Source organism: Flavobacterium glycogeni (assembly GCF_048286775.1).
GTDB lineage: Bacteria > Bacteroidota > Bacteroidia > Flavobacteriales > Flavobacteriaceae > Flavobacterium.
The window spans coordinates 257,574-277,662 of record NZ_JBLVPV010000003.1; the positions used below are offsets into that span (position 1 = coordinate 257,574).

A 20,089-nucleotide genomic window follows, 5' to 3' on the forward strand; every position below is an offset into this window, starting at 1 on the left:
ACCCTATAAAAACAAAAACCACAATTTAAATTGTGGTTTTTGTTTTTATATAATGACGGTAAATGATATAAATTCCAAATAGCAATGCAATTATCAACAATACAAAAATATTTTCATCAATAGGCAGTCCAGGCGGCGGCGGCGGCTTCCTCCTTCCAAAAGGATTTGGAACTGGAGGCCCAGCAAAAACATTCATAATCCCAAAAAGGAAAATGATTAAAACATAAAATTTGTTTGATTCAATTTTCATGGGCCTCTAAAATAGTAAATTTAATGAAATAAAAAAATCTATTAAACCATAAATAAAGCATACTCACCCTTAACACAACAAAGATACGTTTTTTAGATTGGATTGGTTTTTAAATACAACAAACAAAACCCCTCAAAATAGATAATTTTGAGGGGTTTTTCGTGGTCCCACCTGGGCTCGAACCAGGGACCACCTGATTATGAGTCAGGTGCTCTAACCAGCTGAGCTATAGGACCGGTTAAGAGTTTGCAATATTACCACTATTTTTCATTTGCTCCAAATATTTTTGACTTAGATTTTCAAATAGTTCAATTATTGACTCCTTTCAAATAGAAACCAACTGAATATTAGAACGCTACCGTTCCCTCCTAAAATTAAATTATTTTATTTCCTGACACAATTCAATCAGAACACCATTCGTGCTTTTTGGATGCAGAAATGCAACTAGCTTGTTATCAGCTCCTTTTTTCGGAATTTCATTCAAGACTACAAACCCTTCGTTTTTCAAACGCACTATTTCCGATACAATATCTTCAACATCAAAAGCGATGTGATGAATCCCTTCTCCCTTTTTTTCTATAAACTTGGCAATAGGACTTTCCGGGTTGGTTGCCGCCAAAAGCTCAATTTTATTGGGTCCATTCATAAAAAAAGAAGTAGTTACTCCTTCCGTTTCTACATCTTCAAATTTGTAAGCAGGAGCGCCAAAGAGTTTCTCGAAAATTAAATTTGACGCTTCTAAATCTTTGACCGCAATTCCTATATGTTCTATTTTTCTCATTATCTATAATATCAATTCAACGTTAGTTTTAAATTCAAACAATAAGCTAACCATAAATACATCCCGTAGCGCAACTTATTTGATGTAAAATTAAACATTAAAAACAAAAAAAGAGAAGCATTCTAAAAGTAAGCTGAATTATATCGCTCATAATAATTCTATAAAAAATTTCGATTGCATGAATTATAATTGTTATTTTGTAGATTCTAATTATGATTTGATATGTTGAAAAACAATTTAAAATACACCTTCTTTCTATTGCTTTTAATTATAGTTGGATGCGCCAAAAGAGGCTCTATCACTGGCGGTTTAAAAGACACCATTGCACCTGTTTTAAAAGTAAGCTTCCCTGAAAATTTTAGCACAAACTTTAAAGGAAACGAGATTAAGTTAGTATTTGACGAAAACATCAAGCTAAAAAACCTGAACAAGCAATTGATTATTTCACCACCAATGAAATACGAACCATCAGTTCTACCTACTACTCCAAGTAAAACGATTTCAATAAAAATCAAAGACACACTGCAACCTAACACCACCTACAGCTTTAATTTTGGACAAAGCATCGCTGACAATAACGAAGGAAATCCTTTTAATCAATTCAAATATGTATTTTCTACTGGTGACTATATTGACTCTTTAAGCCTTGGCGGAACTGTAAAAAACGCTTATGACAAAGAAGTAGAATCATTCGTTTCAGTCATGCTTTATGAAGTCAATGACGCCTTTAAAGATTCAGTCGTATTCAATGAAACCCCTAGATATGTAACAAATACACTGGACAGTCTGAAAACGTTTCGTTTAGAGAATTTAAAAGCCGGAAAATATCTTCTTGTAGCGATGAAAGACTACAACAGCAACAACAAATACAATCCAAAAACGGATAAAATTGGATTTAGCAAAGACTTTATCACTATTCCAAACGACACCGTTTATGAATTAGAATTATTCAAGGAAAAACTCCCTTTCAAGACTTTCAAACCAAGCCAAGCATCCGGAAACAGATTAATCCTAGGATATGAAGGGAAAGTAAATGCTGCTAAGGACAGCCCTAAAATAATCTTGAAAAATAATAATGAGGTTCTATCCAATATCATTACTAAATTCCCGAAAAAAGATTCTCTTCAAATCTGGTACAAACCCATCAAGACAGATTCGTTAAATTTGGCTGTAGCCAAAGACAAATACGAAGCGAACTTCAGGTTTAAAATAAAAGACCAGAAAAAAGATACCTTATCCATTACACCTGTACAAAGTGGCTCTTTAAATTTTAGAGATAAATTTACTTTAGAATCTTCGACTCCTTTGACACATTTTGATAATTCCAAAATAAAATTAATCAACAAAGACTCTGTTTCTGTAGCTTTTACCACTGAATACGACGAATTTAATCAAAAATTATTTTTTGACTTTAAAAAAGAACCTTCCGAAAAATACACTTTTACAATTTTACCAGGGTCATTGACTGACTTCTTCGAAAAATCGAATGATACGCTGACCTATAAATTAAATACCAGAAGCTATTCTGAAATGGCAAATCTAAGGGTGTTATTACAAAACGTAAAACAATTTCCCATCATCGTGGAACTCACTAACTCCAAAGGCGATATTTTAGCCTCTGAATATTCGGAAAACGGCACTACAGTCGATTTCAACTTACTGGAACCTTCTGTATTTTCGCTTCGGGTAATTTATGACACCAATAAAAACAAGGAATGGGATTCCGGTAATTATTTAGAAAAGCGTCAGGCTGAGGAAGTAATCTATTCTTCTAAAGAAATATCTCTTCATGCTAATTTTGACTGGGAAGAGATATTTGACTTGAGCTTACCCTATAGCCCGGAACCTAAAAAGAAAACAGACAAGAAGAATTAGAATTTACACCCTCTTAGTATAAAATTTACTGGATTAAGTTGTTGTGATTTTTATTTCAGTAAAAAGAAAGATGAAATGATATTATATATTTTTTATTTCAAAAGAATCTCTGTCGTTCAAAAAACCTAATTTTTGTCTGGTTTCTAACATTTTTTCTTTGTCTAATACTACTGTAAAAATGCCTTCAGATTCTTCCGGTTCCAAGACATAATTTCCAAGAAAATCGACCGCTTGCGAATGACCAATGTATTCGTAACCATTCGCATCGATTCCTGTTCTATTGACACCAATCGCATAACTCATGTTTTCAATTGCCCTTGCTTTCAATAAAGTATCCCAAGCATTGGTTCTGATTTTTGGCCAACTAGCCACATAAATCAACAAGTCATAATCCTCTGAATTTCTGGAAAAAGCAGGAAATCGTAAATCATAACAAATCAACGGACAAATTTTCCATCCTAAATAATCCACAACTATTTTTTGACCTCCACTTGTATAGACTTTGTCTTCTCCGGCAAGAGTAAACAAATGCCTTTTATCATAAAACTGAATTGCTCCGGAAGGAAATACAAATACTAATCTATTATAGAAATTACCATTTTCCTCTATAACTAAACTTCCCGTAATGGCACAGTTTCTGGCTTTCGCCAACACTTTAAGCCAAGTTACCGTTTCGCCTTGCATTGTTTCAGCGACATTCTCAGGACTCATTGTAAAACCGCTCGTAAACATTTCCGGCAATACAATTAAATCAACCGCCGAAGCAATTTCATTTATTCTGGCCTCGAAATAATCACGATTTAACTTTGGATTCTCCCAAATTAAAGGAGCTTGGATCAGGATGACTTGCATTGTTTTATTTTTCATAAAAATAAGAAATATCACAACACCATAAGTTCATTATATTAGCAAAAAAACAACTTTATGAAAAAGATGCTAGTCGTAAGTATGATGCTATTCTCCGTTTTGATTTTTGGACAAGAAAAATCAGGGGCTAAACAATTTTGGGAAAATTTACAAAAACAATGTGGTAAATCATTTGAAGGAGAAGTAAAAGAAGGTGCTGCCAATGATACTTTTCGAGATAAAAATTAGTGATGCACGTTCGCAATTGCGATGAAAAAACGATTCGAATTCCTTTTTTTGTAGGAGATGACAAATCGAGAACTTGGGTATTAACATCCAAAAATGACCGCATCCAATTGAAACACGACCACCGTCACGAAGATGGCTCTGAAGACAAGGTTACACAATATGGCGGAACAACGTCTAATTCTGGTTCATCGACGCTTCAGTTTTTTCCGGCAGATCAAGAAACATGTAACTTGATTCCAAATGCTTCCGCAAATGTCTGGTGGATTACTTTAGACGAAACTTCTTTTACGTACAATTTAAGACGCATCGGTTCAGACCGGTTGTTTACCGTGAAATTTGACATTACAAAAGTAGTCCCGACACCTTCCGCACCTTGGGGATGGAAAGACTAAACAAATGCTGAAATCTAAAGTTTTATTTATAAAAAAACGCATTCAACTCTGACATTGAATGCGTTTATTAATTTAACTTATTAGGTTTTTATCCTTTCAAACTTGCAGATAAATATTCTCTATTCATTCTAGCAATGTTTTCAAGAGAAATTCCTTTTGGACATTCTACTTCACAAGCTCCAGTATTGGTACAGTTACCAAAACCTTCATCATCCATTTGGCTAACCATATTTAAAACTCTATCAGTAGCTTCAATTCTTCCTTGCGGCAATAAAGCATATTGAGATACTTTTGCAGCGACAAATAACATTGCCGATGAGTTTTTACAACTCGCAACGCAAGCACCACAACCAATACAAGCAGCAGCATCAAATGCATCATCAGCATCTTTCTTGTTAATTGGAATTGTATTTGCATCAATAGTATTTCCTGATGTATTTACAGATATAAATCCTCCAGCATGTTGAATTCTGTCAAAAGAACTTCTGTCAACAACTAAATCTTTAATTACGGGAAACGCTTTTGCTCTAAATGGCTCAATAAAAATCGTGTCGCCATCCTTGAACATTCTCATGTGTAATTGACATGTCGTAATGCCTTTGTCTGGCCCGTGAGCTTCTCCATTGATATACAAGGAACACATTCCACAAATTCCTTCGCGACAATCGTGATCAAATGCAACTGGCTCATCCCCTTTCATGATTAATTCGTCATTCAAAATGTCAAGCATTTCAAGGAATGACATATCTGGTTCAATATGATCTATGGGATATTCAACTATTTTTCCTTCTGTAGCGGCATTTTTCTGACGCCATATTTTTAATGTAAGTTTCATACTTTTTAATGTTATGGGTTATCCGTTATGGGTTAAGTGTTCTTGGCTTTAGTCAAATAATTAATATATCCGTTTAATATTGATTTCGTTCTTTCAAACCTTTCTCTGAATTCTTTCACAAGTTCACTATCAATATAATTTTCGTCATTTGCAGTTATAACCTGATTTAGTGATTCACATAATGAACCTCTTCCGATTCTACAAAACTGAATATTTTCCTGAAAATGAAATCTTCCGTATCCTTCAGCAATATTATCCCCTATTGATCGAGAGGAACGTCTTAATTGACTAGTTAAAGCATATTTTTCTTCAATTGGAAATTTCGGAATAATACTTTGAGCCACAAACAATCTTAATTCTCTAGCCGCTTTCCAGCATTCTAAATCTTCAAAAGATTGGATTGAACTCATAACACTTAACTTTTAACTTTTTATTTATAACTTCTTTGAACTAGTTTCACGTTATCAAAAACCAATGCTTCTTTATGTAAAACAGCTTCACTTGGCTTTCCTGTGTATTCCCAAGCAGCTACGTAAGCGAAATTCTCATCATCACGTTCTGCTTCACCTTCTTCTGTTTGGTATTCTTCACGGAAATGTCCTCCACAAGATTCATTACGATGTAAAGCATCTTTGGCAAACAATTCTCCCAATTCAAGGAAATCGGCAACACGAGTCGCTTTTTCCAATTCTTGGTTGAAACCATTAGCATCACCAGGAACTTTTACATCTTTGTAGAACTCTTCGCGTAAAGCGGCAATCTCAACAATTGCTTCATTTAATCCTTTAGCATTACGAGCCATACCAACTTTATCCCACATGATTTTTCCTAATTTCTTATGAAAATAGTCAACAGAATGTGATCCGTTATTGTTGATGAATTTTTCGATTTGATCTTTAACCGCTTTTTCGGCAGCAATAAATTCAGGCAAATCCGTAGGTATGGTACCCATTTTAATATCTGGTGATAAATAATCTCCGATAGTATATGGCAATACAAAATATCCGTCTGCTAAACCTTGCATCAATGCAGAAGCTCCAAGCCTGTTCGCTCCGTGATCCGAAAAGTTAGATTCTCCAATAGAGAAACAACCTGGAATTGTAGTTTGTAAGTTATAATCAACCCAAGTTCCGCCCATCGTATAATGCACCGCAGGGTAAATCATCATTGGAGTCGAATATGGATTCTCATCTACGATTTTTTCATACATCTGGAATAAGTTACCATATTTATTAGCAACAACTTCTGTCCCTAATTTGATGATTAACTGAGTATCATTTACATCTAAACCTTTAATATATACTTGTTCTTTTCCGTAACGTTGTATTGCTGCAGCAAAATCAAGGTATACGGCTTCACCCGTTTTATTGATACCAAAACCAGCATCACAACGCTCTTTAGCAGCACGTGAAGCAACATCACGAGGAACAAGATTTCCAAAAGCCGGGTATCTTCTTTCCAAATAATAATCTCTTTCTGCTTCAGACAAATCCGTTGGTTTCTTTTTACCTTCACGAATCGCTTTGGCATCCTCTAATTTTGCAGGAACCCAAATACGTCCGTCATTACGCAATGATTCTGACATCAATGTCAATTTCGATTGGTGATCTCCTGAAACTGGAATACAGGTTGGGTGAATTTGAGTGTAACAAGGATTTGCGAAAAACGCTCCTTTTTTGTGGATTTTCCAAGCTGCGGTAGCGTTACTTCCCATTGCATTTGTGGAAAGGAAAAATACATTTCCGTAACCTCCGGAAGCAATAACTACTGCATGTGCTGAATGTCTTTCGATTTCTCCTGTAACCAGGTTACGGGCGATAATCCCTCTTGCCTTTCCGTTTACGATTACCAAATCCAGCATTTCGTGACGGTTGTGCATTTTTATTTTTCCACGACCTATTTGACGGTTCATGGCCGAATATGCTCCTAATAATAATTGTTGGCCTGTTTGTCCTTTTGCATAAAAAGTTCTGGAAACTAATGTTCCTCCAAAAGAACGATTATCCAATAATCCTCCATATTCACGAGCCAATGGAACACCTTGTGCCACACATTGGTCAATAATATTTCCTGAAACTTCTGCTAAACGGTGTACGTTTGCTTCACGAGCACGATAATCGCCCCCTTTTACAGTATCATAAAACAAACGGAAAGTGGAATCTCCATCTCCTTGATAATTTTTTGCAGCGTTAATTCCTCCTTGTGCGGCAATTGAGTGCGCGCGACGTGGTGAATCTTGGAAACAAAATGCCTTTACGTTATACCCTAATTCTGCTAATGTTGCAGCAGCAGAACCTCCAGCAAGACCTGTACCAACTATAATTACATCTAAATTACGTTTGTTAGCAGGGTTTACTAAATTAATATGATCTTTATAATTTGTCCATTTGTCCGAAATCGAACCTTCTGGTATTTTTGAGTCTAATGCCATTATAATTGAATATTAATGATTGAAATGATGAAATAATGCAATGAAAATAAATCCAAAAGGAACTATAATTGCAAAAGCGTAACCGAGTTTTTGAGTTCCCAAAGAAACTCTTCTTGCTCCAACAGATTGAAAAGAAGAACTGAATCCGTGCCACAAGTGCAATGCCAATAATACAAATGACAAACAGTATAAACCGGTACGAACCGGGCTTTCAAATTTAGCTGTCATTTCATGAAAATATCTGGTTTCGTCCAGAGCACTTACATCAACATATTTATAAATCATTTCCGGAAACCAAAAATCGTAAAAATGCAATCCAAGGAATGCAAAAATAACTGCCCCAGTAACAATCATGTTTCTTGAAGCCCAAGAAGAATTTGCAGCTCCATTGTTTTTTGCATAAGCAATTGGTCTTGCTGCACGGTTTTTAAAATCCAAAACAATACCCATGATGAAGTGAAAAACTACCCCAGCAATTAAAACGGGTTGAATTACGAACTGAACTAATGGATTATTTCCCATAAAATGAGAAATCGAGTTGAAAGTGTTTTCACTAAACACCGATGTCATATTGATAAAAAAATGCTGTGCTAGAAACAACATCAAAAAAAGTCCTGAAAGTGCCATAGCTACTTTTTTTGCTATTGACGATTTCAATAATGCAGATTTTGCCATAAGATTTATATAATTTGTTTTAAAAAATTCTACAAAAATAAGGCAATTAGTAACGAACTACAACCTTTTCGCCCTTATTTATAATGAATTTAAAGTGCCGTCCTTAAAAGGGTTTACCCCTAGTTAAATCAAGGGTTTATTCAAAAATAATTACCGTAATAAACTATGATTTAAATCATGATTTAAACTATTTTTTGACTTTTATTTGAACCACAAAGAATTTAGAAAAGAAAAACAAATCTGCTTTTATTTACGCCAAAAACCGGACTTAATCCTCAAAGCCTACAACAGATAAATTCAGAACGCTCCCTGCTATCGTCAATTAAACAGAACTCCTTTAGCCTATTTCTCACTGTCTATTCAAAAAATAACACCCGAAAAACGGTCATGAAAATTAATTACAACATCAAATAAAATCAACTAAATTTTGTCATGTATTGCTGTACGATCAAATCCGTGTTTTCGTTGCGCATTTTTTGCTCTAATTGTATTGGAGGCGAAGCTCTTTCCAAACAATTTTTAACCGCACAGGTTTCGCAGGTAACCCCGACAATCTGCTTTTTAACCGAATTATTTTCGATAAACTTGAACTTTTTCTTAACCGCCGGAGTGATTAAAATCCCAACCGAAATACTGCGGATACAACCTACTCTAAACGGATCCGGTGTTGCCGATGAAAAAACAAGATACTCGTTTTTACTGTTATCATAGCTGGAAATTTGCGCATCAAAAAAGTGGCTTTTCTTTTGCTTCAAAGACTCCTCAATCGTGCGTATAGAAACCCATCTCCGGCAGTAATGCTCATTCATCTCATTCGCGTGTGGCTCTTGCTGATTGGTAATGTGCAATTCTTTTTTTATCTGATAGGTGTCCGCTCCTATTTGATGAGACAATCGAAGAAAAAAGAGATTTTTCAACTGAAAATCTTTTGGCAAAATGTTAGTCAGCCTTTGGTAGAACGATTCCGGAGAAACATTAAATCCGCTCATCAAAGCAATCATTTCCTGAGGTTTTGGGTCTGTTTTTGACAAAAACAAATTCAGTTCGTCAATCAGTTGTTGTCTTGGAATAAGCAAGGCTCCCGCAAAATAAGACGCATAAAAATTATTTAGAACCTGATCAAAATTATCAAATTTAATCCAACTAAAAGTGTACAACCTTTCGGTGATTTCAAGGTAATTATAGGCGATTTCTTTGGCCAGAATAAACGCTTTTTGAGGCTCGTCAATATCTAACGAAAGGAGTAACGTTTTGCTTTTTGGCACAAATATCGATCTCAAATCCCCCAATTGTTCTTGTTCAGAAAAAACGAGTTCTTTGATCGTATAACCATATTCTTCAATTAATATTGCCGTTAGCTCTTCAATTGAAATGTTGGTGTCAATATTCACATGAAACGCTTTGGAGAACTGTAGCACTTTAAGTTCTAAATCTTCAAAATAGTTATTATGCGCTTCTTGATACGAACGCAAAGCCGCCAAGAAAAAACTTTCTCTTGTCAAATTATAATGTTGCGCAATCTCAATAATCGTACTTATAAACGCATTGACTTTTGCAGGGGCATTGGCAATAATATCGATAAGGTCATTTTCCTGGATCCCAAAAATCTCCAGAGGAATTTCTTTTAAAATCCCCGATTTAAGAATTTCTCCAATAGGCGCCAGATTATTATCGAGCTTCAAAGAAACCATATTGTCATAGGAAACATCTAATTTTTCAGACAGCAGAATAATTTTATCCGTTTTAGGATACTTTTTCCCTTTTTCAATTTCGTTCAAATACGATTTCGAAAGATCCGTGATTTTAGCTAAACCAAATAAAGACAAATTCTTATTAGTGCGAGCCTGCTTCAGTTTTAATCCAAAAATTAACTTGATATAATCCTTTTCTATGTTCATATTTCAAAGATACGCTAAAAAATATTTGTGCCAAAAAAAATATTTTTCATTTTTAGCGTACGTTCGCTTGTTTTGTAAAAAACTTTTCGTAACATTGTCATGTAAAACATTTTAACCATGAAAGATAATATTGAAACAACCGAAAAATTGTTACAGTTTTCAACTGAAACGAAAGGGCATTATCCAGAAATATTGACGGATGAAGCGATTGATTTAGTAACAGAATTACACCAAAGATTCAATGACAAAAGACTTTTGTTATTAGAGGAAAGAAAAAAACAACAGCATTTATTTGATGCAGGCGCCTTACCAACTTTTCCTTCTGAAACAAAAAGCATCAGAGAAAGTAATTGGGAAGCTTCTAAAACACCAGAGGATTTATTAGACCGAAGAGTCGAAATAACAGGTCCGGTCGATCGAAAAATGGTCATCAATGCATTGAATTCGGGGGCAAAAACTTTCATGGCTGATTTTGAAGACAGCACTTCTCCTACTTGGAGCAACTTAATGACGGGCCAACAAAACCTGAAAGATGCGGTAAATAAAACCATCACTCTTGAAGATACTAAAAAAAATAAAAAATACAGTCTGAACGACAAAACTTCCGTACTGATTGTTCGACCAAGAGGATTGCATTTGCCGGAGAAAAATATTCTGATTGACGGAGAACAAACTTCGGGATCACTAATTGATTTTGGATTGTATGCTTTTCACAATCACAAACAACTTATTGAGAATGGAACGGCACCGTATTTTTACATTCCAAAACTGGAACATTACTTGGAAGCGAGATGGTGGAATGAAGTTTTCGAATTCACACAGGAATATTTAGGCGTGAAAAACGGAACATTCAAAGCCACGGTTTTAATCGAAACGATAACTGCCAGTTTTCAATTGGACGAAATCATTTTTGAATTGAAAGATCATATCGTAGGTCTTAACTGCGGACGATGGGATTACATTTTTTCGTACATCAAAAAACTAAGAAAAAATCCAACTTTCCTAGTTCCAAACAGAGATCAGGTGACTATGACTGCGCCATTTATGAGTGCGTATTCACAATTGGTTATTCAAAGATGTCACAAACGAAATATTCACGCAATTGGCGGAATGGCAGCACAGATTCCGATAAAAAATAACGAAGAAGCCAATACAATAGCTTTCGACAAAGTAATTGCCGATAAAGAACGTGAAGTAAAAAATGGTCATGACGGCACTTGGGTCGCACATCCGGATTTGGTTTCGCTTGCCATGACGGTATTCGACAAATACATGCCAACTAAAAACCAAATTCATGTAAAAAGAGAAGACGTACACGTTACTGAAAGTGATTTGCTGGAAACTCCAAAAGGAACCATTACCGAAGAAGGCGTTAGAAAAAACATCAGTATTTCGGTTTTATATATCGCTTCATGGCTCAACGGACAAGGCGCCGCAGCCTTACATAATTTAATGGAAGATGCCGCTACTGCTGAGATTTCGAGATCACAATTGTGGCAATGGCTACAAAACGGAGTGGTTTTGGACAATCAAAAAGTCCTGACTGAAAAATACTATCACCGATTGGCCATGGAAGAATTTGAAAAAATCAGAGAACTCGTTGGAAATGAAAATCATGAAAAACAAAAATACAGACTGGCGGAACAATTACTAGACATTCTGGTCGTGAACGACAGTTTTATCGAATTTTTGACCATTCCAGGATACAAATACATCTAAAATCCCAACATCAATTGCAATAAAATCAATAGCAATAAAAAAACTATTAAACACCATTAAACCTTTATAGACACTATGAAAACAACCGAAACAAGAATTCAAGAATTAGTTACCGACTGGATTACGAACCCAAGATGGAATGGCATCGAGCGACCTTACACCGCTGAGGAAGTGGTGAAATTGCAAGGTTCTTACCAAATAGAGCATAGTGTTGCCAGAATTGGAGCGAATACTTTATGGAATAAACTAAATTCTCAGGATTTTGTAGCCGGACTTGGCGCACTTACCGGAAATCAAGCCATTCAAGAAGTTGAAGCGGGTTTAGACGCTATTTATTTGAGCGGATGGCAAGTTGCTGCTGATGCAAATGTAGCCGGTGAAATGTACCCTGACCAATCTTTATATCCTGCCAACAGCGTACCGTTGGTAGTAAAACGAATCAATAATGCCCTTTTGAGAGCAGATCAAATACAAGTCGTTAACGGAACTGCAGACAAAAAAGAATATCTTGTTCCTATCGTTGCTGATGCTGAAGCTGGTTTTGGTGGAAATCTTAATGCTTTTGAATTAATGAAATCGATGATTGAAGCAGGAGCTGCCGGAGTTCACTTTGAAGACCAATTGAGTTCTGCAAAAAAATGTGGACACTTAGGCGGAAAAGTATTGGTTCCAACACAAGAAGCCATAAACAAATTGATTGCAGCAAGACTAGCAGCTGATGTTATGGGGACGCCAACAATTGTTGTTGCCCGTACAGATGCTGATGCAGCCAACTTATTAACTAGCGATATTGACCCTAGAGACGCTAAATTTATCACGGGTGAAAAAACCGGAGAAGGTTTTTTCTATGTAAATTGTGGTGTGGAGCAAGGAATTGACAGAGGGTTGAGTTACGCGCCTTATGCTGATTTAATTTGGATGGAAACCAGCAATCCGGATCTTGATTACGCAAGACAATTTGCTGAAGGAATTCACGCAAAATTCCCAGGAAAAATGTTAGCTTACAACTGCTCACCATCTTTCAACTGGGCTGCTAAATTATCAGTTGCTGAAATGGAAACATTCAGAGAAGATCTTGCGGCAATGGGATACAAATTCCAGTTCATCACATTAGCCGGATTTCACGCACTAAACACCAGCATGTTCGAATTGTCTAAAGCCTACAAAGAAAGAGGAATGGCCGGCTATTCTGAATTGCAAGAAAGAGAATTTGCTTTGCAAAAGCATGGTTTCAAAGCGGTAAAACACCAAGGTTTCGTAGGGACTTCTTATTTTGATGCGGTGCAAAATACCGTGACAATTGGAAAATCTTCTACAACTGCAATGAAAGATTCTACAGAAGTAGCACAGTTTTAGAAAAGTAGCAACCATAAAAAAACACGATTTCATCTGAAATCGTGTTTTTTGTTTTAAAAGCAGAATGACTGTTTATTTTGATTCGATAATCTCAAGATCAGTAACGACTTTCTCGCTTCCTTTTTGAATGCTAATTTTATTCACTGAAATTGGAAGGTAATATGTGCCGTTTTTAGCTTGTTCCAATTTTAGTTTTTTGTCTTTATTTTTCAATCTATCCGAAGCTTCTTTGGTCAAAGAAAGATCATAAACGTGTTTGTTCAGTCCTTTTATAGCTTTTACCTTTTGAGAAAAAACAACTTCTTTTAAGCTGTTTTCAATCTGCAGCAGCACTTCTGCAGCAGCATTTGAATAAAACCAAATCTCCGCTTCTGGCTCTGGAGCCTTAGCCCAAGAACTCCAACTGTTACCCCAATTTTTGGATTTTTCTATTTTTTTAAGTTCAAAAACATGAAGATTTTCCGCTACAACTTTATCATTCAATTCTTGCACTTGCTCCAAATTGACTTTATACACCGAACGACCGTGGGTTCCTACCACTAAATCTTTTGCTTTCTTTTGAATCACTACATCGTGAACGGCTACATTAGGAATCCCATTAGAAAAATCATCCCAGCTCATTCCTTTATTTAACGAAACATACAATCCGTTGTCCGTTCCCAAATACAAAATATTTTCATTGATATCATCCTCCACAATTACGTTGACTGGACTTGCAGGTAAATTATTCGCTATATTTTTCCAGGTTTGTCCAAAATCATCTGACACATACACATAACCGGTAAAATCATCATTACGGTATCCGTTTAAAGTCGCATACACTCTTTCTTTCTTGTGTGCCGAAGCCACTACTCTTGAAATCCATCGGTTTTGAGGTAAATTTTCTGAAATTTTGTTCCAAGTCGCACCGCCATCTTTCGATACATTCAGCAATCCGTCATCGCTACCCGTGTAGAGTAAACCAAACTGTAATGGGCTTTCGCTGATAGCCGCGATTGTTCCAAAAGCGACATTTCCTTCTTTCACTCCTTGCGTCAAATCAGGCGAAATAGCCGTCCAAGTTTCCCCTTGGTTCATAGAACGGTGCAAGAAATTAGACCCCATGTACAAGATATCCTGATTGTGCGAAGACAACAAAATAGGCGTTTGCCAATTGAATCGGAAAGGTTTCTCGTCTTTTTTTGGTTTTGGAGAAATATAATCACGCTTGTTATTCGCACGATCAATTCTGTAATAATTCCCAAATTGAAACCCTGTAAAAACAATATTTGGATTCCTTTTGTCGATTTGAGTTTGCATACCGTCGCCACCTATCAAATTTTCGTACGGATATTTTCCGGTTTGGTACCATTCTGATGAATATTTGTACGTACTTGACCCGACCCAAACACCGTTATCCTGCATTCCGCCATAAATATTATACGGTTCTTGCTCATCTACATTCACTGAATAAAACTGGCTCACACTGTGTGAATTGCTTTTCACCCAATGCGCTCCATCATCATACGAAATATTCAAACCACCATCATTTCCATTAATTAAATGTCCTGATTTATTTGGGTTCACCCAAACTACGTGATGATCCGAGTGAACATTATCTTCGCTTATCGATGTAAATGTTTTCCCGCCATCATTTGATTTTATAATGGGTACGCCCGATAAATAAATTTTATTTACATCATTCGGATCAACAGAAATAGCACTGAAATAATACCCGTACGAATAAAAGAAATCATCAATAAAATCTTGATGGGTTTTAGTCCAATTTTTTCCTCCGTTATCTGATTTGTATACTTCGGCACCTATAACTTCTGTCTCGGCCAAACTGTTTATCGCATCCAGAACTACTTTGGCGGCTTCATCAGGTTGCAAATACCCGTTTTGAACCCAGTGTTTGATGTTTTCAGCTCTATATTTTTCGGTTAATCCATAATTCTTTAAAATAGAATTCAAACTTTTATTCGGCAATTTCAAGAATTCGTCTCCCGGCATAGAAAATGCAATCGGTAACGAATTGCTTTTTTTGGACTGCAACGGTCTTTTGAATTGGTTATCCAAAATGGCATAAACGTTATCATCATCATAGACCGCTAAACCGATTCGACCAACACCTTCCCCTACAGGAAATCCGCTTTCACCAGTTGTGAAAAGCTTCCATGTCAATCCCGCATCTTCACTTTTATAAATTCCCGAAGTGGCTCCGCTTCCTATAAAATCCCATGCTTTTCTGTCTTTACTCCAAGAAGCCGCAAATTGAACCTTGAAATTTTTTGGCGAAACAGCCACATCTATAATCCCGGTTTCATCGTCTATATAAAGGGTTTTACTCCACGTTTTCCCGCCATTAGTCGTTTTATAAATCCCTCGTTCTTCATTTTTCGAATACAAATGACCCGCTGCACCCACAACAACTTCATCGGGATTTGATGGATTAATCAGGATTCTGCTGATATGATGACTGTCGTGCAATCCCATGTTTTGCCAAGTCTTTCCTTTATCTTCAGATTTCAAAATTCCAATTCCGGCATAAGACGATCGGGACGAATTTACTTCGCCAGTTCCTACCCAGATGGTCCCTCGTTTCCAATCTATCGCAATATCACCCACATTTTGCGTAGGCGCCGCATCCATAACAGGCGAAAAACTCATTCCATTATTATTCGTGTACCAGAGTCCGCCTGAAGCATATCCTACATAAAACTCGGTTGGATTTTCCGGATTTACATCCACATCCACCACTCTGCCGCTCATCACCGTTGGACCCACATTTTCGAAAGTAACATTTTGAAAAAGCGATTGATTTTCCATTTGTTTTTTGGCTTCCAATGATTGCTGAATCGCTGCGGTGGAAACTTGTCCCCAAGACACACTTTGTACAATGAGAGCAGAAAAGAGTACTATTTTTTTCATGTAAAACTGATTTGAAGTGGAAAATTAATCATAAAAATAGTTATCTGAAAATTTTATAGTGTAATTAACATCCGTTTCTCTCAAAGTTAGTATTTTTGAATATTCAATGTATAAAAACGAATTGTTATGAAATGAGCATGGAGAGAAATGGCATAATTACCAATACTAGCGCTATGCGAATTACATTTGACACATAAAAAACAATAAAAATTAACAAATGAAATATCATCAAATTGACCGAGATTTATTTATAAAAAATAGAGGGAAATTCATGGCTCAAATGAAGCCAAAAAGCGTTGCCATTTTCAATTCTAATGACATTTATCCTGTTTCAGCCGATAGTACTTTGCCATTTGCACAACACCGCGACATCTTTTATTTAAGCGGAGTCGATCAGGAAGAAAGTATTTTATTGCTTTTCCCGGATGCGCCTTACGAGCATCAAAGAGAAATGGTATTCTTGAAAGAAACCAGCGAACACATTGCGATTTGGGAAGGCGAAAAACTGACTAAAGAGCGTGCTTTTGAAGTAACAGGAATTAGAACCGTGTATTGGTTGCAGGAATTTGAGAAAGTCTTATTCGAAATGATGACGCACGCTGACACGATTTACATCAATACAAACGAGCATTACCGTGCCACCGTAGAAACAGAAACGCGTGAAGCCCGTTTTGTAAAATGGTGGAAAGAAAAATATCCGGCACATGCTGTCGCAAAAAGCAACCCGATACTGCAACGCCTTCGTTCTGTAAAAGAAACCGAAGAATTGGATTTAATCCAAAAAGCCTGTAATATTACCGAACTCGGTTTTAGAAGATTATTGCCTTTCGTGAAACCAAACGTGACTGAATACGAAATCGAGGCCGAGTTGATTCACGAATTCATTCGCAACCGTTCCCGTGGTTTCGCTTACACGCCAATTATCGCTTCCGGAAATAATGCCAATGTGTTGCACTACATTGAAAATAACCAACAATGCAAAGCCGGTGATTTGATTTTACTGGATGTTGCAGCTGAATATGCGAATTATTCCAGTGACATGACGCGTACCATTCCGGTTTCAGGAAAGTACACCAAAAGACAAAAAGAAGTGTACAACGCTGTTTTACGTGTAAAAAACGAAGCGACCAAAATGCTGACAACAGGAACACTTTGGAAACAATACCATATCGAAGTTGGGAAATTAATGACTTCAGAATTGCTAGGTTTAGGTCTTATTGACAAAGCCGACGTACAAAATGAAAAACCGGAATGGCCCGCTTACAAAAAATATTTCATGCACGGAACATCACACCACATGGGATTGGACACGCACGATTACGGAATCCTGACAGAGCCCATGCAAGCCAATATGGTGTTCACCGTAGAGCCGGGAATTTACATTCCTGCCGAAGGTTTCGGAATCCGTCTGGAGGACAACATCATCGTTCAGGAAAGCGGCGAACCATTCAACATGATGCGCAACATCCCAATTGAAGTAGACGAAATCGAAGAATTAATGAACCGTTAATTCCATAAATACAGACAACCAAATCGGTTTACAGCAATGTGAACCGATTTTTTTTTTGGGCGCAACCCAGAAAATCTATAATTCCATCTTAAATCTGTAACTTTATAATCGAGCTTCCGACTTATTTAAAAAACTTAAAGAACAGAAATCATGCAAGCACACGAAATAGACTACCACATATATGGCGAGGAAATGCAATATGTGGAAATAGAATTAGACCCACAGGAAATTGTAATTGCCGAAGCGGGAAGTTTTATGATGATGGACAATAATATCCAAATGGAAACTATTTTTGGAGATGGTTCCGGACAAGAAAGCGGATTGTTTGGCAAGCTTTTAAGTGCCGGAAAAAGAGTCCTGACCGGTGAAAGTCTTTTTATGACGGCGTTTATCAATCAAAATAATACCAAAAGCAAAGTTTCATTCGCCTCACCGTATCCCGGAAAAATTATCCCGATTGACTTAACGCAATTTGGAGGCAAATTCATTTGCCAGAAAGATTCTTTTCTCTGCGCTGCCAAAGGCGTTTCTGTTGGAATCGAATTCTCTAAAAAACTGGGTCGTGGATTGTTTGGCGGAGAAGGTTTCATCATGCAAAAAATAGAAGGCGACGGTCTGGCGTTTGTGCATACCGGCGGAACATTGGCCAAAAAAGAATTAGCAGCAGGCGAAATCCTAAAAGTCGACACGGGTTGCATCGTAGGTTTTACCAAAGATGTCGATTATGACATTGAGTTTATTGGCGGCATCAAGAATTCCATTTTTGGTGGCGAAGGATTATTTTACGCCACACTTCGTGGTCCGGGAACTGTTTATGTACAATCCTTGCCTTTCAGCCGACTTGCCGACAGAATCATCGCATCAGCACCAAAAGCTGGCGGAAACAGTCGCGACGAAGGCAGTTTATTGGGTGGTATAGGAAGTTTGCTCGATGGCGACAGACGATTTTAGTATGTAATCTAAACTTTCCATTTGTCATTTCGACGAAGGAGAAATCTCGTCCCTATGCTTTATGTGATTTCTCCTTCGTCGAAATAACAAAATAATATCGGTTTTCAGAAATGAGAGCCTTTTTTTTAAACCATATAAGAAATATAAGGACATCGTAGTAATTCTTAAATGAACTTAAATTCCTTATATGGTTAAAAAACACATTTTGTTTAATTATTCTCTTTAACGATTTTTCAATTTTTACTTCGTGTTTTTTCGTGTAATTCACGGCAACCCTTTTAAACGGCTATTATAATGGAAAATCATAAAAAAATAAAATGGTATTTTTGTACACTAAATTTCCATTTTGAAACAAATTCTCTTTAAAAACACCAACATCTCCTACTCCGATTCCGGGAAAGGAACCGCTATTGTCTTGCTTCATGGTTTCTTGGAAAACAAAGGCATGTGGGATTTTTATATTCCGGATTTTGCTAAAAAAAACCGCGTCATCACGATTGATTTATTGGGACATGGCGAGACGGAATGTTTGAGTTACGTGCAAACGATGGAGGATAATGCTGATGCAGTTCACGCTGTTTTATTGGAATTGCGCATCAGAAAAGCCATTTTTGTCGGGCATTCTATGGGCGGTTATGTGGCATTGGCTTTCGCCGAATTGTATCCTGACACTATAAAAGGATTGGTTTTATTAAACTCGACCGCACGAGCCGACAGCGAGGAACGAAAAACAAATCGGGATCGAGCTATCAAAGCGGTAAAACAATCTTTTATCAATTTTGTTTCACTTTCTATCGCAAACTTATTCAGCGAATCCAACAGAGAACGGCTTTCATCAGAAATTGAAAGCGTAAAAAAAGAAGCTTTGAAAACACCGCTTCAAGGAATCGTTGCGTCACTGGAAGGAATGAAAATAAGACAAGATCGGGAAGTGTTATTGCATCTTACACCTTATCCAAAATTATTAATTCTGGGCGAAAAAGATCCTGTTTTAAATTACGAAGAAACTAAAGAACAGATAGAAAACACGGCTATGAAACTGGTGACTTTTCCGGACGGACACATGAGTCATATTGAGAACCAAGACCAATTATTGACCGTATTATTAGCTTTTTTCAAAAGCATCTAGATCATTCCTGATTTCAAATACCCTTTTTCCACCAATTCGCTTTTGTCTTTTAAGTGGTGCATTTTCCCTTCTTTCATCAACGTCAGTTTTGTGGAAACTTTAATCACATTTTCATAATTATGGTCCGTGATAATAATGCCTTTTACACTAGACCTTGCGGTAATTATACCAAACGAAAATATAATATAGACCAATTTTGATAATTGGTTTTTTTATGGTAAATTTGGACTATATTATAACAGTAATTATGGCACATGCAAAAATTTTGGTGATTAAGGAAAC

Annotated in this window: 18 protein-coding genes and 1 tRNA gene; 8 read left to right on the plus strand and 11 right to left on the minus strand. The window is 36.6% G+C overall.

The window, feature by feature from the left end; genetic code table 11:
- Positions 1 to 25: 25 nt before the first annotated feature.
- The 3 genes from ACNQGX_RS04085 to mce all read right to left on the minus strand — a co-directional run bounded on the left by ACNQGX_RS04085 (position 26) and on the right by mce (position 1,031).
- Positions 26 to 250: a hypothetical protein gene (locus tag ACNQGX_RS04085; RefSeq protein WP_417974257.1), complete on the minus strand. Its 225-nt coding sequence runs from the start codon at positions 248 to 250 to the stop codon at positions 26 to 28.
- 162 nt (positions 251 to 412) lie between these two features.
- Positions 413 to 486 (minus strand) — tRNA-Ile (locus ACNQGX_RS04090).
- Positions 487 to 629: 143 nt separating this feature from the next.
- The gene (gene mce / locus ACNQGX_RS04095) at positions 630 to 1,031 is read right to left on the minus strand and encodes a methylmalonyl-CoA epimerase (protein WP_417974259.1); all 402 of its coding nucleotides are present in this window, start codon (positions 1,029 to 1,031) and stop codon (positions 630 to 632) included.
- A gap of 222 nt (positions 1,032 to 1,253) precedes the next feature.
- Between mce and ACNQGX_RS04100 the strand changes: the two genes are divergently transcribed.
- The gene (locus tag ACNQGX_RS04100) at positions 1,254 to 2,906 is read left to right on the plus strand and encodes an Ig-like domain-containing domain (protein ID WP_417974261.1); all 1,653 of its coding nucleotides are present in this window, start codon (positions 1,254 to 1,256) and stop codon (positions 2,904 to 2,906) included.
- Between the two features lie 81 nt (positions 2,907 to 2,987).
- Here the strand turns inward: ACNQGX_RS04100 and ACNQGX_RS04105 are convergent, their stop codons facing one another.
- Complete coding sequence (locus ACNQGX_RS04105; protein WP_417974263.1) at positions 2,988 to 3,758, minus strand: nitrilase family protein; 771 nt, start codon at positions 3,756 to 3,758, stop codon at positions 2,988 to 2,990.
- Between the two features lie 72 nt (positions 3,759 to 3,830).
- On the opposite strand from ACNQGX_RS04105, the gene ACNQGX_RS04110 reads away from it, so the two are divergent.
- A complete protein-coding gene (locus tag ACNQGX_RS04110; protein WP_417974265.1) occupies positions 3,831 to 4,001 on the plus strand; it encodes a hypothetical protein in 171 nt (56 codons plus the stop codon).
- 2 nt (positions 4,002 to 4,003) lie between these two features.
- Positions 4,004 to 4,393: a hypothetical protein gene (locus tag ACNQGX_RS04115; protein ID WP_417974267.1), complete on the plus strand. Its 390-nt coding sequence runs from the start codon at positions 4,004 to 4,006 to the stop codon at positions 4,391 to 4,393.
- Between the two features lie 88 nt (positions 4,394 to 4,481).
- Here the strand turns inward: ACNQGX_RS04115 and ACNQGX_RS04120 are convergent, their stop codons facing one another.
- The 5 genes from ACNQGX_RS04120 to ACNQGX_RS04140 all read right to left on the minus strand — a co-directional run bounded on the left by ACNQGX_RS04120 (position 4,482) and on the right by ACNQGX_RS04140 (position 10,232).
- Positions 4,482 to 5,228 carry a succinate dehydrogenase/fumarate reductase iron-sulfur subunit gene (locus ACNQGX_RS04120; protein WP_417974269.1) on the minus strand — a complete coding sequence of 249 codons (747 nt, stop codon included), beginning with the start codon at positions 5,226 to 5,228 and terminating at the stop codon, positions 4,482 to 4,484.
- A 32-nt stretch (positions 5,229 to 5,260) separates the two neighbouring features.
- Positions 5,261 to 5,638 carry a four helix bundle protein gene (locus tag ACNQGX_RS04125; RefSeq protein WP_131914800.1) on the minus strand — a complete coding sequence of 126 codons (378 nt, stop codon included), beginning with the start codon at positions 5,636 to 5,638 and terminating at the stop codon, positions 5,261 to 5,263.
- 20 nt (positions 5,639 to 5,658) lie between these two features.
- Positions 5,659 to 7,659 carry a fumarate reductase/succinate dehydrogenase flavoprotein subunit gene (locus ACNQGX_RS04130; protein WP_417974271.1) on the minus strand — a complete coding sequence of 667 codons (2,001 nt, stop codon included), beginning with the start codon at positions 7,657 to 7,659 and terminating at the stop codon, positions 5,659 to 5,661.
- Positions 7,660 to 7,671: 12 nt separating this feature from the next.
- Positions 7,672 to 8,334, minus strand: coding sequence for a succinate dehydrogenase cytochrome b subunit (locus ACNQGX_RS04135; RefSeq protein ID WP_131914798.1), 663 nt, complete (start codon positions 8,332 to 8,334; stop codon positions 7,672 to 7,674).
- Positions 8,335 to 8,750: 416 nt separating this feature from the next.
- On the minus strand, positions 8,751 to 10,232 hold the full coding sequence (locus tag ACNQGX_RS04140; RefSeq protein ID WP_417974273.1) for a helix-turn-helix domain-containing protein: 1,482 nt from the start codon (positions 10,230 to 10,232) through the stop codon (positions 8,751 to 8,753).
- Positions 10,233 to 10,349: 117 nt separating this feature from the next.
- Here ACNQGX_RS04140 and aceB point away from each other — a divergent pair, with 117 nt between their 5' ends.
- A complete protein-coding gene (gene aceB, locus ACNQGX_RS04145; protein ID WP_417974275.1) occupies positions 10,350 to 11,951 on the plus strand; it encodes a malate synthase A in 1,602 nt (533 codons plus the stop codon).
- Positions 11,952 to 12,026: 75 nt separating this feature from the next.
- Entirely contained in the window at positions 12,027 to 13,307 is a 1,281-nt protein-coding gene (aceA, locus tag ACNQGX_RS04150) for an isocitrate lyase (RefSeq protein ID WP_131990435.1), read from the plus strand.
- Between the two features lie 72 nt (positions 13,308 to 13,379).
- On the opposite strand, the gene ACNQGX_RS04155 is transcribed toward aceA, so the two are convergent.
- Positions 13,380 to 16,217 carry a WD40/YVTN/BNR-like repeat-containing protein gene (locus tag ACNQGX_RS04155; RefSeq protein WP_417974277.1) on the minus strand — a complete coding sequence of 946 codons (2,838 nt, stop codon included), beginning with the start codon at positions 16,215 to 16,217 and terminating at the stop codon, positions 13,380 to 13,382.
- 217 nt (positions 16,218 to 16,434) lie between these two features.
- Between ACNQGX_RS04155 and ACNQGX_RS04160 the strand changes: the two genes are divergently transcribed.
- The 3 genes from ACNQGX_RS04160 (at position 16,435) to ACNQGX_RS04170 (ending at position 19,807) form a co-directional block, all read left to right on the plus strand.
- Positions 16,435 to 17,727, plus strand: coding sequence for an aminopeptidase P family protein (locus ACNQGX_RS04160; RefSeq protein ID WP_417974279.1), 1,293 nt, complete (start codon positions 16,435 to 16,437; stop codon positions 17,725 to 17,727).
- A 150-nt stretch (positions 17,728 to 17,877) separates the two neighbouring features.
- Complete coding sequence (locus ACNQGX_RS04165; RefSeq protein ID WP_417974281.1) at positions 17,878 to 18,678, plus strand: TIGR00266 family protein; 801 nt, start codon at positions 17,878 to 17,880, stop codon at positions 18,676 to 18,678.
- 346 nt (positions 18,679 to 19,024) lie between these two features.
- The gene (locus ACNQGX_RS04170) at positions 19,025 to 19,807 is read left to right on the plus strand and encodes an alpha/beta fold hydrolase (protein ID WP_417974283.1); all 783 of its coding nucleotides are present in this window, start codon (positions 19,025 to 19,027) and stop codon (positions 19,805 to 19,807) included.
- On the opposite strand, the gene ACNQGX_RS04175 is transcribed toward ACNQGX_RS04170, so the two are convergent.
- Positions 19,804 to 20,001, minus strand: a complete 198-nt coding sequence (locus tag ACNQGX_RS04175; RefSeq protein ID WP_417974285.1) for a hypothetical protein — start codon at positions 19,999 to 20,001, stop codon at positions 19,804 to 19,806. The genes ACNQGX_RS04170 and ACNQGX_RS04175 overlap by 4 nt on opposite strands.
- Positions 20,002 to 20,089: the final 88 nt, after the last annotated feature.